The organism is Clostridium sp., assembly GCF_036569345.1.
Lineage (GTDB): Bacteria > Bacillota > Clostridia > Clostridiales > Clostridiaceae > Clostridium_AD.
In genome coordinates this window covers 70,369-85,548 of sequence record NZ_DATCQT010000055.1, presented here as the reverse complement: position 1 = coordinate 85,548, position 15,180 = coordinate 70,369, and the positions used below count along the sequence as shown (strand labels likewise).

The window sequence follows — 15,180 nt, the reverse complement described above, 5'->3', positions numbered from 1 at the left end:
ACGATTAATATTATAAACAAAGATAGAAAAAAACAACAATAAACTTGACATAAATTTATCTTCCCTATATTATATGTATATACATATATTGTACTGGAGTTGAATTTATGTGCAGTTTAATAACGCCAAATAAAGAAAATACACAGAGTTGTGCTTGTGGTAACTTGAGAAAAACCACCCGTACAATTACTCAGTTTTATGACAAAATGCTACTACCAACAGGACTTCGTAGTACTCAATGTTTGTTATTATTGGATATTTCTTTAAATGAAAATGTTTCTGTTTCTAATCTTGGTAGCATTTTACTAATGGATCAAAGTACTGTAACAAGAAATGTTGAGTTACTTAGAAAGAGTGGATATATTGATATAAAGAAAGAAGAACAGGACTCTAGGAAAAAGTGTATAACTATAACTAATAAGGGATTAAAGAAACTTGAAGAGGCTCTACCTATTTTCAAGAGTGCACAAAGTAAAATTGAGGATGGTATTGGCAAAGAAAGAATTGAAGAATTATTAAAAACCTTAAAGGATATTGAAAACTTAATTTTAACAAGGGGATGACATAATGGATCTTATAACTGTAAATGAAGAAAAATGTATTAAATGTGGACAATGCATAAAGGAATGTCCATCATTTGTATTAAAAATGGGAGAAAAGGGGCCTGAGGAAGTAGAAAATACCACTTGCATTGCCTGTGGACATTGTGTTGCTGTATGCCCCACCGAAGCTATAGATAACAAAAAAACACCACTCGCGAAGCAAGTTGATGCAAAAGATTTTCCTAAATTAAATGAAGAGCAGGCAGAGCATTTTATAAGGTCACGTCGATCTATAAGAAATTATAAGGATCAATCTGTATCAAGAGAAAAATTAACAAAATTAGTTGATATTGCAAGGCAAGCTCCTACTGGAAGCAATAGTCAAGGCATATCATTTCTAGTAGTTGAGGACACGCAATTAGTTAGAAAAGCTGCTGAACTTACTATTCGAATGATTGAAAAATCCCCACTAAAGGATTCATTAAAAGAATTAATCAGAATTTACAGAGAAGATGGAGTTGATTCAATTTTGCGTGGTGCTCCAAATTTAATCATAACTACTGCGAAAAAAGAATTTTCAAACGGTAGGGCTAATTCGATTTCTTGTTTGACTTATCTAGAATTATTTGCTCCTTCACTAGGACTTGGTACTTGTTGGGCTGGATTTTTTGAGTATTGTGCATCAATTAAGGGTTCACCAATGCTTAAACTATTTAATATTCCAGAAGGAAAAGTTATAACAGCAGCTGTTATGGTAGGGTATCCTAAGTATAGCTACAAGAAGATAGTGGATAGAAATCCATTAGAGGTTACTTATTTATAATATAATGATGTTCTAAGGCAATAAATTTAATAAATATAAACCAACTTCATTAAGAGGTTGGTTTTTTTATAGTGGATTCGGGATGGTATTCCAAATAGTGATTTTGCAGAAATATCCGTGCCAACACTAAAAACTAATCCTAATATTCAGTTGAAATTTATAAATGAAAGTGATTTATTATAGATTTTCAATCAGTTTACAAAAAGTTTACAATTAACAATTAGTTGTAAAAAAATTAAATTAAACTTAGTACTACAACTTCAAATTGAGTGGAAGATATTTCAGATGTTTTAAATAAGGCTTAATCTAGAATTACTAGTATTTACAAAGACATTACAAGATTAAAATAAATTAAATAAAAATGCCATTCGATTACATTACAGATGGCATTTTTCACTATATTTTAATATGTTAACAATTATTGAATGCTTGTCCATATATTTGACTCTCATTATATGCAGTAACTATTTTAAATAGGCTTAATCCCTTCCGGTGTGTGGGATAGAAGAAAAAATACTATTTAGTTTTTGTACCTAAACTTGGAGTAAATTCTTAAAACAGCGTAAATTGACATTTTATTCATGCTGTATTAAACTTATCAAGTAGCCGAATCTTCTAAAAGAAGTACCGGGGATTTATTTTTGGGGTGAAACTTTAATTCACGAAGTGGGGTACCTCTAACCCTAACCCGTCAACTAACCTGGGAGGCATTAGGAGGAAAAATATTGATTAAATTTAAAAACCACAAATCCATTATCTTAACATCTGCATTAACAATGGGCATTTCAATTATTTTATCACAAAATATATTTGCAGCTACATTAACTAAAAACTATACTGTAAAAAGTGGTGACACTTTATCTGCAATAGCGCTAAAGAACGGGGAATCATTAAGTACTTTAAGGCAAGTTAATAACAAATGGAATAATTCTATTTTTCCAGGACAAATTCTTAAGGTTTCAGTAACATCTAGCGCTACAGTAAAAAAAACCGTAGTTAGTGCAAAGACTATCGCACCTATTGCAAAAAAATATACTGCAAGTGATTTAAGCTTGTTAGCTAGATTAATAGATGCAGAGGCTGGCGGAGAGTCTTATAATGCTAAGGTTGCTGTGGGAGCAGTAGTTATGAATAGGGTTAAGAGCAGCAGGTTCCCAAATACAATTAGTGCTGTAATTAACCAAAAGTATAACGGTAGTTATCAATTTACATGTGTACAAAATGGTAATATTAAAAGACCTGCAACAGCAAGCGATATTAAGGCTGCAAAGGCAGCACTTAATGGAACTAACCCAATAAAGAATGCATTGTTTTTTAATAGTGGTGTCATAAAAGCTGGTTCCATAAGAATTGGTAATATGGTATTTATGTAAAAAATCATAAAAGATTTAGGGAAGGCACTTACAGAAATGTAGGTGTTTTTTTTGTTCTCATTTAAGATACATAATATGTGAAATATTTTATCAATAGATTGCTGCTGTACTACACAAAAGTCTTGAATTTAATTCACGACATTTACTTGTTTACATGTTATGCTATATATATAAGTAATTTAAGGAGGCGTTGTATATGAAAAAAATAAAAATATTAGTACCATTAGATGGTACGGAAAGAAGCATGCACTCTCTTAATTGGCTAAAAAAAATTTTTAGTAAGGATACTATTTCCATTACACTAATTAATGTAATGCAGACAATTTTAACTAACGAGATGATGGATCCAGTTTCAATTCCAATGGAATATGAGTTTATAACAAAAGACAGTACCTTGATTTTAAATAAAGCAATAACGGAGCTAGAGGGCTATGAAGTTGAAAAGTTTTCAACTTTGGGATACGCTGGAGATGAAATATTAAGAAAAGCTGAAAAAGATAGCTTTGACATAATAATAATGACAAAGTGTAGTAAAAATGGTTTACATAGACTAATTGGTTCTGTAACAAGTAAAGTTGTAAGAAATGCTAAAATATCAGTAATTGTTATTCCTGATTAGTATTTGATAATAACAGAAGATAGTGTAAATTCACTAATATATTTAAGGAAGACTTGAAATGTTAGATAAATAAAGATGATTAATTAACCCTTCATAGCGATAATATGAAGGGTTAATTCTATTTTTAAACTTTTTATAGACTAGTATCGTTTTTATATTCGAAATGACAGCATTCCCCTAATTTAGCAAAGTTACTGTGGTAGAATAACTTTAATGGAAGTTTTAATAATAAAATATAAAATTTTGAAGTGAAATAGATATGTTATAAATAAAAACTTCATATTGAGCATAATAAATAAGTTTAGGTGGAATAGTTATTTTGGAGCCTATACTTACATAAAAGTTAACGTTTAAGGGGGAAATAACTATGAAAAACAACAAAGTTTTAAAAATTATGGGGGTAATTTTATTTTCATTCTCATTGGTAGCATGTGGACCTAAGCCGGAAGCAACTGTTAAGAGCTTCTTCGCCAGTGCTCAAAAATCAGATATAGTATCTATGGCAAATTATATTAACAAAGCTACTAATAAAGAAAATTTTAAGTATACAGATGCCAATCAAGAGAAAATAGTTAAATCTGTTTTTTCTAAAGTCAGTTATGTAATTGTATCTTCCAGCGTTACTGGCAAGAACGCTGTAGTAAAAACTAAAGTAACATCTTTAGACTTACCGAAAATATATAGTAAATTAATTACTGATATGATGCCTACGCTATTTGCACAAGCGTTGTCAGGCCAGAAAGATGATTCGCAGGCTCAATTAATGACGGCTTTGGGCAACTCTATAAATGATCCGAGTGCTCCCAAAACTATTACCGATGTTGATATTAAGCTTATAAAAGGAGATAACGGTTGGTTAATTGAAGCTAACGATGATTTGCTGAATGCACTTACAGGAAATATGAACAAAGCCTTGGCTAATAATCCGAGCACTACTCAGGCACCTGAGGTTAAGGCAGATCCTAAAATTTATTCTGTTAATGAACAAGCTAAAATTGGGAGAGCAGCAATTACAGTTACTAAGTTTGAACTGTCAGTTGGGAAAGACTATGAAAAACCAAAAGATGGTTATGTATTTGCAGTGGTAACATTAAAGAAGACAAATACAAGTAAAGATGTTCTGTCTTACGGTGCAAATGAGTTTAAGATGCAGAACAATAAAGGTCAGATAATTGATTCTTCCTACACCGAGATAGGAAAGGTATTAGGTGAAGGCCAGCTTGCATCAGGCGGAGAAGCTAGTGGCACGATTACCTTTGAAGTACCAAAGGAAAGCACCAGCTTAACATTTATGTTTTACGGCAACGATAAAGCATTGTTAAAATTCAAAGTAAAGTAATTGTAGAATTCTAGGAGGTAGTAAAACGAATCAAATAACAACAAATGGTTATGTGGATATCTAGAGGAATCAATAATATAGAGAGTGTCGGATTCTATTTTGGTTCATCACGTGTGTGGCAGTATACTCTGTGGCATATTTCTGTTATAATAGAAAGAAATATCTGAATATTTCGAAAGCATCTATTCACATGATGAAGAGGAGGATTATTATGAATATTCAATTCTATGGAGCAGCAAAAACTGTTACAGGTTCATGCCACATTTTACACATAAACGGAAAGACTGTTTTGCTTGATTGTGGTTTATATCAGGGTAAAGGGGAAAAGGTATTTGCAAATGAGATATTTGATTTTAATCCTAAAGATGTAGATTATGTGATTTTATCACATGCCCATATAGATCATAGTGGAAGAATACCGCTACTTTATAAGATGGGATTTAAGGGAGAAATTTTATCAACTGAAGCAACAATGGATTTATGCAGCATTATGCTTCCAGACAGTGGGCACATTCATGAATCTGAGGTTGGGTGGAAAAATAAAAAAAGAAAACGTCAGGGATTAAAAACTTTAGAACCGTTATATACAGTTAAATTGGCTGAGGCGTCTCTTTCGCTTTTTAGAGCATTTCCCTATGATGAGATGATAGAGGTTTTTGATGGGTTAAAAATAAGATTTAGAGATGCAGGGCATCTTTTGGGTTCGGCAATTGTTGAATTATATATGACTGAAAAAAATCAAGAAGAAGTAAAACTTGTATACAGTGGTGATTTAGGCAATTTAAACAAGTCAATTATAAAAGATCCAACCATTATTAATCATACTGATTACTTGATAATTGAGACCACATATGGCAATAGGGTTCATCCTGAGATGCAGGAAGATTTAAAGCAGTTATTAAAAATAATTAAGGAGACCTTTGCAAGAGGAGGGAATGTTATTATACCTTCATTTGCAGTAGGGAGGACTCAGGAGATTTTATATGAATTAAATAAATATGTAGAAAATGAAGATTTGAAGGATATTAAAGTTTACATCGATAGTCCTTTAGCTATTCAAGCAACAAAGATATTTGAGAGCCATAATGAGGATTATGACAATGAAGCTAAAGAACTTGTAATGAAGGGTGAATATCCTTTTAGATTTGATGGTTTGAGATTTTCTGTGACGATGAATGATTCAATGGAAATAAATAAAATTCAAAGCAGGGCAATAGTTATCTCTGCAAGTGGTATGTGTGATGCAGGTAGAATAAAACATCATCTTAAATATAATTTGTGGAGAGAAGAATCTTCAATTGTTTTTGTAGGATATCAAGCAGAAGGAACCTTGGGACGAAATATAGTGCGTGGTGCAAAAACAGTTAAGATATTTGGAGAACAAATTGCTGTTAAAGCTCATATCTATAACCTAGAAGGATTATCAGGACACGCCGATAGAAATGGATTATTTAACTGGATAGAAGGGTTTATGGACAAACCAAAGGAAATTCTGCTTGTTCATGGAGATAAAGAAGCACAGGATAGCTTTAAACAGTTATTAGATTCTAAGGGTTACAGATCCAAAATTGTTGAAAGTGGAGAGGAATTCTATATAAATGAAGTTAATAAAGTTAACAAAACTGACAAGACTTATAGTGCTAATAGAGATTATAAAGTATATAAGGCTGATGAAAATTTAAGAAGCAAATTGATAAAGGAGATAAAAGAAATAAATAATATAGAAACGATAGATAAGGGGAAATTACTCGATATTATAAAAGATTTAATTTACGATGAAGAGGAATTCAAGTAATATTATGAAATAAAAATCTTTTATAAAAAAGTAATAAATATAAAACCAACTCCATTATCAATTAAAAGAATTTATAACTTGCCACTTGCCATGTGGGTGGCAGTAGGTATTGAAATAATAAATAACTCTGGTGGCTACCAGAGTTATTTATTATTTATCTTATTTAAATTCCTATTACCTTGACCCAGATAACCTGACCTAATAGTATTTTCTATAAGTATTTTTTTATATCATCAACACTTTCTAAATCAAAGATATCCGTTCCTATTTGCTGAATGACATCTTCGGGTAAACATTTAATTTTTTCTATATAGTAATCAGAAAGTCCATTGAATTTTTTCATTAACTGATTTATAAGGAGTTCGGCTTTACCTTCTGCAATACCCTTTTTCATCCCTTCTTTGATGCCTTCATCTAAACCTTCTTTTATCCCATCACTTTTTAATTTAACAAAGATGTTTGATGCATTAGAAACCATAATTTCAACCTCCTCATTTTTATTTTCGTCAAATATATTTTCTACTAGCTCATTCATATTATATATTTGATTGTTACTAGTTGTATTTTTAATCCATCCTTTTAATAGTAATTTCTCCTCAGAAGTTAATTTATTAAAACCAATTACTATATCCTTTAATCTTTCCAAATATTCAATGGCATTTATATTTTGATCTAACAAAAAGATGGCTGCGGCAATATTTTTAAACCCATATAAATATTCTTTAGAATATCTGTTTATGTCTACTAGTATGTATTTAAAGTCTAAAATATTATCTCCAAACAATCCACTTTTATTTACAATATCCTTAAAATTCCTAGCACAGGTCCATTTTTTTGTGCCATTATAAAGAACTATGGGAATGATTGCAGGAAGTCTATAGGTTTTTCTTTTAATTTCGTTTTTTTTGCTATCTCTTAATGTCTCTCTCCATAGTTCTACCATATACATTAACAATCGTATAGGCATGCTGTGATCTACACTGGATTGTAGCTCTAGAAGAACATAAAATATTACATTCTCTTTTCCAATAGTTGCACTGTATACTATATCGGATTCTAATTCTTCATAATCAGATAAAATGTAAGATTTATCAGTGAGTATTAATTTATCTTTTTCTAATTTATCTACCCATTGTTCTTCAATAAAGGTGTTAACAAAGGATAAAAAAGCATCCTTTGTAGAAAACAAATCTTTATAACTTTTGTCATGAATGTTATTTAAATCTTTTTTAAAACCCATTTCAACTCTCCTCATTATATCAAATTTAACACTGAAATAATATATGTTATATTAATATTATTACCGTAATGGGAACATATATTCGCATACGAGAAATTATTTGATATTGATGAGGGTTAGTTAAAATTGTACATTTTTACATTTAATATAAGGTAATAATGGTATAATAAAATAAATATTTTGTCGAGCAAAGTATAAAAAATATAATAGTAAAAGTGCTTTAAAAGAATTTATAACTTGCCACTTGCCACGTGGGTGGCAGTAGGGAATAGGGAGTAGATTGGAGGGAATTATATGAAATTGTTTAATAAAATTTTCAAAGTTAAAGTTAAAAAAGCAATTATGGGATGGAAATTTATTAAGTATATATATGGAGACAAAGCTATTATGTTTGTTATAGAACCTATGGTAGGTGTTCCTGATTTGGTATATCTACCGGACGCAGAATCCTGGAAGAGCTATGCTCCGGATTGGGCAAAAGACAGATATTCAGAAATAATCAATTTTATTAAATTAATTCATTGGAATAGAAAACTTGAGTGGATTATAAGACCTACATGTTCTATACCTGATTATAATGAGAACTCAGATACAGCTGTTCCAGGCTCACTTGAAGCTACTACTGGTGGAAGACAGATGGAAAACGAAAATCTGTTTAAACCTGGTGGTGTTATTAAACATGAACAAGCCCATGTCATTTGGGAAGGACTAGAAAAGAAGTTTGCCAACAAGCCCAAGGCGTGGTTAAATTAATTGTAAATGACATTATTCCAAATAGCGTTTTTGCGGAAATATCAGTGCCAACACTAAAGGCTAATCCTAATATTCAGTTGGAATTTGTGAATGAAAATGAATAATAATATTTCAATATATAAATTCAAGCAAAGACTAGGTATAATTAAGGAGATGTTACGATGAATTTAATTAAGAATTTCAAACCATTTATAGGTCAGCATTGTGAAACAACAAAATATTCCTGTTGGACTCAAGCTTGATTGTTATCATTTAGATTATTTCACAAATAAAATACACTTCGCTGGACATTATGTGGCTATGTATGGGTATGATGAAAATTTTGCTTATTTAGTGGATACCAAACAACAGGGCAGTAAAGTTAAAACTCAACTTAACAATCTTGAGTTGGCAAGAAAAGAAAAAGGTCCAATGTCCTCGAAAAATCTAAGCTATACAATACACAGTACTAATAAAAATTATGACATAAAAAAATCAATAGTTGTTGCCATAAAAAATAATGCTAAAGATTATTTGAATCCACCTATAAAAAATATCGGATATAAAGGAGTGCTAAAAGCGAGTGAAGAAATAAAAAAATGGTTTAAAAATAGCAAGGACATTGAACGAGATTTTGAAACAACGGCAATGTTGATGGAAAAAGGAGGTACTGGGGGTGCTTTATTTAGAAATTTATACAGAGATTTCCTGAAAGAAAGTTATAAGAAAGTTGATATTAGGTTCTAATTAGTAAATAAAAGGATCAATTAATTAACCATAGAAGAAACTGGAAACAGTTTCTTCTTATTAATTTTTTGGAGATACCTATAAATAATTCTTAGATTAACTCGATATATAATAGATTGTTGTTTTTTATCATATTATATCAAAAAACAAATGAAGGAGGTAACTTTTTTGAAAAAGAAAATTAGCACTAAAATAGTAGTTGCTATAGTGAGTTGTTCAATTTTAGTATCAGCACTTGTTGGAGTTACAAGTATTGTTAAATCCACAAGTATAATCAAGCAGGAAGCCACAGAGAACTTATTAAACATAGCTTCTAGTATAGGAAATGAATACACAGTACAGACAACAAAGGTGGAAAACACTGTAAAAGAGTTATCTGGACTAGTTTTAGGGACAATGAAAGTTTCTAAGGTTAAAGATAGCAGTTATATGAGTACATACGAAAGTCAGTTAATTCCTTTAATGAAGAGTTTAGGTGATAGCAATACTGGTCTTGTAGGATTATATATAAATTTCGAACCTAGCTTTACAGGAAGTGGTAAACCATATGCTGCAACTTATAAATATGATGAGCAGAAAAAACAAAGTTGGATGACTCGGGATAATGCAAATTTAGCCGACTTTAAGGAAAGTAATCCCGATATGGATTGGTATTATAGCCCGATTAAAGCTAAACAAGGGGTTTGGTCAAAACCTTATATAGACTCAGCTAGTAAAGTAAATATGATTTCTTATACCATGCCTGTGTATGCTAATAATGAATTAGTCGGAGTTGCAGGTATGGATATTTCCTTTGAAAGTTTGAGAAAAATAATTTTAAATACAAAGATATATGATACAGGTTCTGCATTTTTGCTAGATAAGGATTACAGTTTTGTAGTTTCTACGGACAAAAAACCGACGGATAAATTAGACACTTTAGAAAATGCAAAATATAAATTTATAACAGATGAATTAAGTAATAAAAAATCTATGGTACTCGAGACAAACTTTGAGGGTCATAAGCAGATGATGGGTTTTTATACGTTGAATAATGGTCAAATTATGGGTGTTAAAGTACCTAGTTCAGAAGTATTTAAAGCCTTAAATGATTCAATATATATTATTCTTTTAATTATAACCCTAGGAATTATACTTTCTATAATTATTGCATTAATTATTGGCAGAAGAATATCTAGACCAATAGAAGTTGCAACAGGTTTTATTGGTAAATTAGCTGAGCTAGATTTAAGTTATAATGACATTAACATTAGCCAAATGATATCAAGCAAAGATGAAATAGGTATTATGGGAAACAGTTTAATAAAACTAAGGGAAGAATTAATAAAAATTGTTGGAGAATTAACAAAAAATTCAACTGAGGTATTAGAATCTTCAAATACTATTTCTGCTACAACCGAAGAAATATCATCAAAAATGGAGCTTATTAATGAATCAGTAAAGCAAGTATCTTTAGGTGCAGAACAGTTAAGTGCAACTACAGAAGAAGTAAATGCAACTACAGAAAGTATTGCAGAGAATGTGGCTAATGTTACTGGACGTGCAAATAAGGGAACTGAGATTGCGAATAATATAGAAATAAAAGCCAAGCAAGTTAGAAAAACTGCTGAAAATAGCTCTAGTAACACAAATAAATTATATTTGGAGAAGCAAGAAAGTATATTAAAAGCAATTAAAGATGGTAAGGTTGTTAGTGAAGTTAAGATAATGGCAGAGGAAATAGGAAATATAGCAAGTCAGACAAATCTTCTTGCACTTAATGCAGCTATCGAAGCAGCAAGAGCAGGAGAACAGGGTAAAGGCTTTGCCGTGGTTGCTGATGAAGTTAGAAAATTAGCTGAAGCGTCAGAGGCTACAGTTAAAAAAATTAAGGAGGTAACTGAAAAAGTTGAGAATGCATTCCAAAATCTTACGAGAAACGCTCAGGAGGTATTGAACTTTATTGATACTAAGGTTAAACCTGATTATGATTTGTTTGTAGATACAGGTAAACAATACGGCGAAGATGCCGTAGAAACCAATAAGATATCCTCGGATATTGGAGCTTCAATGAGTATAGTAAATGAAACTATATCAGAAATCAGAAATGCAATTGAAAACATATCTGCTACAGCTGAGGAATCAGTTGCTAGCTCTGAGGAAATATTAGCAAGTGTTAATGAATCTGTTATGGCAGTCCAAGAAATATCAAAAGCTTCTGAAAATCAAGCAATATTAGCAGAGAAGCTAAATAATATAATTCAAAAATTTAAGTTATAAAATAAATAAAAAACCGATAGGACTTTATAAGTCTTGTCGGTTTTTAATGCTGTGAAAGTATTTAGAAAATAATTAAAGGCAAGCTATGTATATTATCATATTTCTGTTATAATAGAAAGAAATATCTGAATGTTTTGAAAGATTTAGACGAAATTTAGCGTAATTCTGCAGCACCCTTATCCAATGAAAGTAGTTCTAAGATCCTTAACTGTATATAAAGCACCTATTCACATGATGAAGAGGAGGATTATTATGAATATTCAATTCTATGGAGCAGCAAAAACTGTTACAGGTTCATGTCACATTTTACACATAAACGGAAAGACTGTTTTGCTTGATTGTGGTTTGTATCAGGGTAAAGGTGAAAAGGTATTTGCAAATGAGACATTTGATTTTAATCCTAAAGAGGTAGATTATGTGATTTTATCACATGCCCATATAGATCATAGTGGAAGAATACCGCTACTTTATAAGATGGGATTTAAGGGAGAGATTTTATCAACTGAAGCAACAATGGATTTATGCAGCATTATGCTTCCAGACAGTGGTCACATTCATGAATCTGAGGTTGAGTGGAAAAATAAAAAAAGAAAACGTCAAGGATTAAAAACTTTAGAGCCATTATATACATTTAAATTGGCTGAGCTGTCTCTTTCACTTTTTAGAGCATTTCCCTATGATGAGATGATAGATGTTTTTGATGGGTTAAAAATAAGATTTAGAGATGCAGGGCATCTTTTGGGTTCGGCAATTGTTGAATTATATATGACTGAAAAAAATCAAGAAGAAGTAAAACTTGTATACAGTGGTGATTTAGGCAATATAAACAAGTCAATTATAAAAGATCCAACCATTATTAATCATACTGATTACTTGATAATAGAGACCACTTACGGTAACCGGGTTCATCCTGAGATTAAGGAAGATTTAAAGGAGTTATTAAAAATAATTAAGGAGACCTTTGCGAGAGGGGGAAATGTTATTATACCTTCATTTGCAGTGGGGAGGACTCAGGAGATTTTATATGAACTAAATAAATATGTAGAAAATGAAGATTTGAAGGATATTCAAGTTTATATTGATAGTCCTTTAGCTATTCAAGCAACAAAGATCTTTGAAAGCCATAATGAAGATTATGACAAAGAAGCTAAGGAACTTATAATGAGGGGAGAGTATCCATTTAGATTCGATGGTTTGAGATTCTCTGTTACTTCGAATGATTCAATGGAAATAAATAAAATTCAAAGCAAGGCAATAATTATTTCTGCAAGTGGTATGTGTGATGCAGGTAGAATAAAACATCATCTTAAGTACAATTTGTGGAGAAAAGAATCATCAATTGTTTTTGTAGGATATCAAGCAGAAGGAACCTTGGGGCGAAATATAGTGGGAGGCGCAAAAATAGTTAAGATATTTGGAGAACCAATTGCTGTAAAAGCTCATATTTATAACCTTGAGGGATTATCAGGACATGCTGATAGAAACGGATTGTTTAATTGGATAGAAGGATTTATGGAAAAACCAAAGGAAATTCTGCTTGTTCATGGAGATAAAGAGGCACAGGATAGTTTTAAACAGTTGTTGGATTCTAAGGGCTACAGCTCCAAAATTGTTGAAAGTGGAGAGGAATTCTATATAAACGAAAAAGTTAATAAAATTAATAAAACTGACAAGACATATAGTGCTAATAGAGATTATAAAGTATATAAGGCTGATGAAAATCTAAGAAACAAATTGATAAAGGAGATTAAAGAAATAAATAATATCGAAACGCTAGATAAGGGGAAATTGCTCGATATTATAAAAGATTTAATTTACGATGAAGAGGAATTCAAGTAATATTATGAAATAAAAATCATTCTATAAAAAAGTAAAAAATATAAAACCAACTCCATTATCAAGGAGTTGGTTTTTTCGTAGTGGAATTCGTGTATCTATTTCTAAATGTTATACTTCTCCTTTTGCCCCAATGTAAGAATTATTACTGAGAACAAAATCAAAACACATCCAATTACAATGGAAGTGGATAGATGTTCCCTTAAAATTAAAACCCCAAGTACAATACTCGCAATAGGTTCTAAAGTACTTAGTATAGCAGCATTCGATGGCCCTATAATTTTTATACCCTTTAAAAACAGTGAAAGGGCTAAAACTGTAGATACTAGAGCAATTCCACCAGAAGCTAAAAAGCTATAAGGTCTCAAATTAAAATCCAATCCTCCACTAATCATTCCCATTATGAAAACGCCTAGCGCAGCTGCAGAGGATAAATAAAAATTAAGAACAAAAATATCAATACTATTAACTTTATTATGTGAAACTCCAATAATGTAATATGCATAAAAAAAGCCTGAACTAATAGCAAAACATATCCCTTTAAAATTTAATGAACCACCACTACCAACTAGCATATATATTCCCAGCAAAGACAAACCTAGTGCTAAAATTTTACTCAAATATAATTTTTCTTGGTACAAAATTACTGCAAAGACCGTTACTATTACGGGGTAAACAAAATGAAGCGTAGTAGCTAACCCCACGGTTACATAATTATAGGATATGAATAGTGTATAAGTTGTAGCAATATATCCTATAATGGCCAAGAAAATAATATGTATTATTCCTTTCTTGTTTATTCTAAAATCCTTTTTTTTAATAATTATATAAGGTAATATAATTAAAGCCGCTAAAAGGAACCTAAGAAATAATACTGTTAATACATTTGCACCACCACGATAAGCTACTTTTGCTAAAATCGGCATAACTCCAAAAGCCGCTGAGGATAGTACAGTATATATTATTCCGTTTATCTTTTTCATTGCTTCACGACCTTTGCCTTATTTTATCAGGTAAGTTGTAAAATGAAAGGACGATAAAACAAAAAAAGCCTCTTGTCTTGAAGTATTATTTAATATTTTTTTGTTCGCATACAACCCTAACCAATTGAGATCGGCTTGAAACGTTAAGCTTTTCAAAAATGTGAGCCACATGTTTTTTTGTTGTATTTTCTGAGATGAAAAGCTTTGAACTAATCTCGCTGTTATGCATTCCAGCATTCAGCATCGGTAGGATTTCATATTCACGTTGTGTCAATCTATATTTATTCATTATATCGTTTTCAATTAATGTAGATGATTTATAACTAATTCCATTTGGAAAAGTTTGTCGAAAACACCTGCAAAGATGGCTGTTTAAAATGCTACATACCTCTAGATCATGGTCACTGAAGTCACCTGTATTTTTACTTCTCATTAAGGTAATCGAACCAAAAAGAGTACCATTTTCAACAATACTTGTGCCTCCACAATAAAAAACATCCATTGGTTTTAGCCACTCATTGCAAAATAATGATTTTTCACGAAGTCCATTCGGTATCAAATCGGTGTCTCGGTAGATAATTGCTGAGTTTTGAGAAAGCACCCATAAGGCATAATCTAACGGCTCAAAGTGAGTGTAGTAGTTATCTAAATTTGTATCTGACATATCCACAGCAATAGGATCAAAAAAAATATTATTACTTCCTTTGTTATCACCGAGATCAAAGAAAGCCTTTTGATAAGGAACCAGCTTTCTGATTTCCGCTAGAAGATCCCCACGTAACGTTATAATATTCTTACAGCTGTAAACTTTGGTAATAATACTGTTGATCTGACACCATTCATTATGTGTTAATACTGTCATTATACTTCATCCTTTCTAAAAATATCTAAT

The 15,180-nt window shown here is 31.1% G+C and carries 13 protein-coding genes and 1 riboswitch; of the genes, 10 read left to right on the top strand and 3 right to left on the bottom strand.

The annotated features are described in order from the left end of the window. Nucleotides 1–107: 107 nt before the first annotated feature. The 6 genes from VIM70_RS05545 to VIM70_RS05520 all read left to right on the top strand — a co-directional run bounded on the left by VIM70_RS05545 (nucleotide 108) and on the right by VIM70_RS05520 (nucleotide 6,491). Complete coding sequence (locus VIM70_RS05545) at nucleotides 108–563, top strand: MarR family winged helix-turn-helix transcriptional regulator (RefSeq protein ID WP_331944741.1); 456 nt, start codon at nucleotides 108–110, stop codon at nucleotides 561–563. A 4-nt stretch (nucleotides 564–567) separates the two neighbouring features. Next, a complete protein-coding gene (locus VIM70_RS05540) occupies nucleotides 568–1,365 on the top strand; it encodes a nitroreductase family protein (RefSeq protein WP_331944740.1) in 798 nt (265 codons plus the stop codon). Between the two features lie 594 nt (nucleotides 1,366–1,959). After that, a riboswitch (cyclic di-AMP (ydaO/yuaA leader) is annotated at nucleotides 1,960–2,090 on the top strand. Continuing rightward, the gene (locus VIM70_RS05535) at nucleotides 2,091–2,738 is read left to right on the top strand and encodes a cell wall hydrolase (protein ID WP_331944739.1); all 648 of its coding nucleotides are present in this window, start codon (nucleotides 2,091–2,093) and stop codon (nucleotides 2,736–2,738) included. Nucleotides 2,739–2,934: 196 nt separating this feature from the next. Then, entirely contained in the window at nucleotides 2,935–3,357 is a 423-nt protein-coding gene (locus VIM70_RS05530) for a universal stress protein (protein ID WP_331944738.1), read from the top strand. A gap of 367 nt (nucleotides 3,358–3,724) precedes the next feature. Then, entirely contained in the window at nucleotides 3,725–4,696 is a 972-nt protein-coding gene (locus VIM70_RS05525; RefSeq protein WP_331944737.1) for a DUF4352 domain-containing protein, read from the top strand. A 211-nt stretch (nucleotides 4,697–4,907) separates the two neighbouring features. Beyond that, nucleotides 4,908–6,491 carry an MBL fold metallo-hydrolase gene (locus tag VIM70_RS05520; protein ID WP_331944736.1) on the top strand — a complete coding sequence of 528 codons (1,584 nt, stop codon included), beginning with the start codon at nucleotides 4,908–4,910 and terminating at the stop codon, nucleotides 6,489–6,491. A gap of 211 nt (nucleotides 6,492–6,702) precedes the next feature. Here VIM70_RS05520 and VIM70_RS05515 read toward each other — a convergent pair whose 3' ends face one another. After that, nucleotides 6,703–7,731 (bottom strand): Rpn family recombination-promoting nuclease/putative transposase, encoded by a 1,029-nt coding sequence (locus VIM70_RS05515; RefSeq protein ID WP_331944735.1) that lies wholly within the window; start codon nucleotides 7,729–7,731, stop codon nucleotides 6,703–6,705. A 294-nt stretch (nucleotides 7,732–8,025) separates the two neighbouring features. On the opposite strand from VIM70_RS05515, the gene VIM70_RS05510 reads away from it, so the two are divergent. The 4 genes from VIM70_RS05510 to VIM70_RS05495 all read left to right on the top strand — a co-directional run bounded on the left by VIM70_RS05510 (nucleotide 8,026) and on the right by VIM70_RS05495 (nucleotide 13,308). Then, nucleotides 8,026–8,484: a hypothetical protein gene (locus VIM70_RS05510; RefSeq protein ID WP_331944734.1), complete on the top strand. Its 459-nt coding sequence runs from the start codon at nucleotides 8,026–8,028 to the stop codon at nucleotides 8,482–8,484. 204 nt (nucleotides 8,485–8,688) lie between these two features. Continuing rightward, nucleotides 8,689–9,210 (top strand): BtrH N-terminal domain-containing protein, encoded by a 522-nt coding sequence (locus tag VIM70_RS05505; protein WP_331944733.1) that lies wholly within the window; start codon nucleotides 8,689–8,691, stop codon nucleotides 9,208–9,210. 168 nt (nucleotides 9,211–9,378) lie between these two features. Further along, nucleotides 9,379–11,469 (top strand): methyl-accepting chemotaxis protein, encoded by a 2,091-nt coding sequence (locus tag VIM70_RS05500; protein WP_331944732.1) that lies wholly within the window; start codon nucleotides 9,379–9,381, stop codon nucleotides 11,467–11,469. Nucleotides 11,470–11,721: 252 nt separating this feature from the next. Next, nucleotides 11,722–13,308, top strand: a complete 1,587-nt coding sequence (locus VIM70_RS05495) for an MBL fold metallo-hydrolase (RefSeq protein WP_331944731.1) — start codon at nucleotides 11,722–11,724, stop codon at nucleotides 13,306–13,308. Between the two features lie 101 nt (nucleotides 13,309–13,409). Here VIM70_RS05495 and VIM70_RS05490 read toward each other — a convergent pair whose 3' ends face one another. Next, nucleotides 13,410–14,288, bottom strand: coding sequence for a DMT family transporter (locus VIM70_RS05490; RefSeq protein WP_331944730.1), 879 nt, complete (start codon nucleotides 14,286–14,288; stop codon nucleotides 13,410–13,412). 85 nt (nucleotides 14,289–14,373) lie between these two features. Next, nucleotides 14,374–15,150 (bottom strand): helix-turn-helix transcriptional regulator, encoded by a 777-nt coding sequence (locus VIM70_RS05485; RefSeq protein ID WP_331944729.1) that lies wholly within the window; start codon nucleotides 15,148–15,150, stop codon nucleotides 14,374–14,376. Nucleotides 15,151–15,180 lie beyond the last annotated feature (30 nt).

Excerpts from the sequence above, each read along its gene's own strand:
- VIM70_RS05545 (WP_331944741.1), top strand. The coding sequence starts at position 108 with ATGTGCAGTTTAATAACGCCAAATAAAGAAAATACACAGAGTTGTGCT.
- VIM70_RS05540 (WP_331944740.1), top strand. The coding sequence starts at position 568 with ATGGATCTTATAACTGTAAATGAAGAAAAATGTATTAAATGTGGACAA.
- VIM70_RS05530 (WP_331944738.1), top strand. The coding sequence starts at position 2,935 with ATGAAAAAAATAAAAATATTAGTACCATTAGATGGTACGGAAAGAAGC.
- VIM70_RS05525 (WP_331944737.1), top strand. The coding sequence starts at position 3,725 with ATGAAAAACAACAAAGTTTTAAAAATTATGGGGGTAATTTTATTTTCA.
- VIM70_RS05520 (WP_331944736.1), top strand. The coding sequence starts at position 4,908 with ATGAATATTCAATTCTATGGAGCAGCAAAAACTGTTACAGGTTCATGC.
- VIM70_RS05515 (WP_331944735.1), bottom strand. The coding sequence starts at position 7,731 with ATGGGTTTTAAAAAAGATTTAAATAACATTCATGACAAAAGTTATAAA.
- VIM70_RS05510 (WP_331944734.1), top strand. The coding sequence starts at position 8,026 with ATGAAATTGTTTAATAAAATTTTCAAAGTTAAAGTTAAAAAAGCAATT.
- VIM70_RS05495 (WP_331944731.1), top strand. The coding sequence starts at position 11,722 with ATGAATATTCAATTCTATGGAGCAGCAAAAACTGTTACAGGTTCATGT.
- VIM70_RS05490 (WP_331944730.1), bottom strand. The coding sequence starts at position 14,288 with ATGAAAAAGATAAACGGAATAATATATACTGTACTATCCTCAGCGGCT.
- VIM70_RS05485 (WP_331944729.1), bottom strand. The coding sequence starts at position 15,150 with ATGACAGTATTAACACATAATGAATGGTGTCAGATCAACAGTATTATT.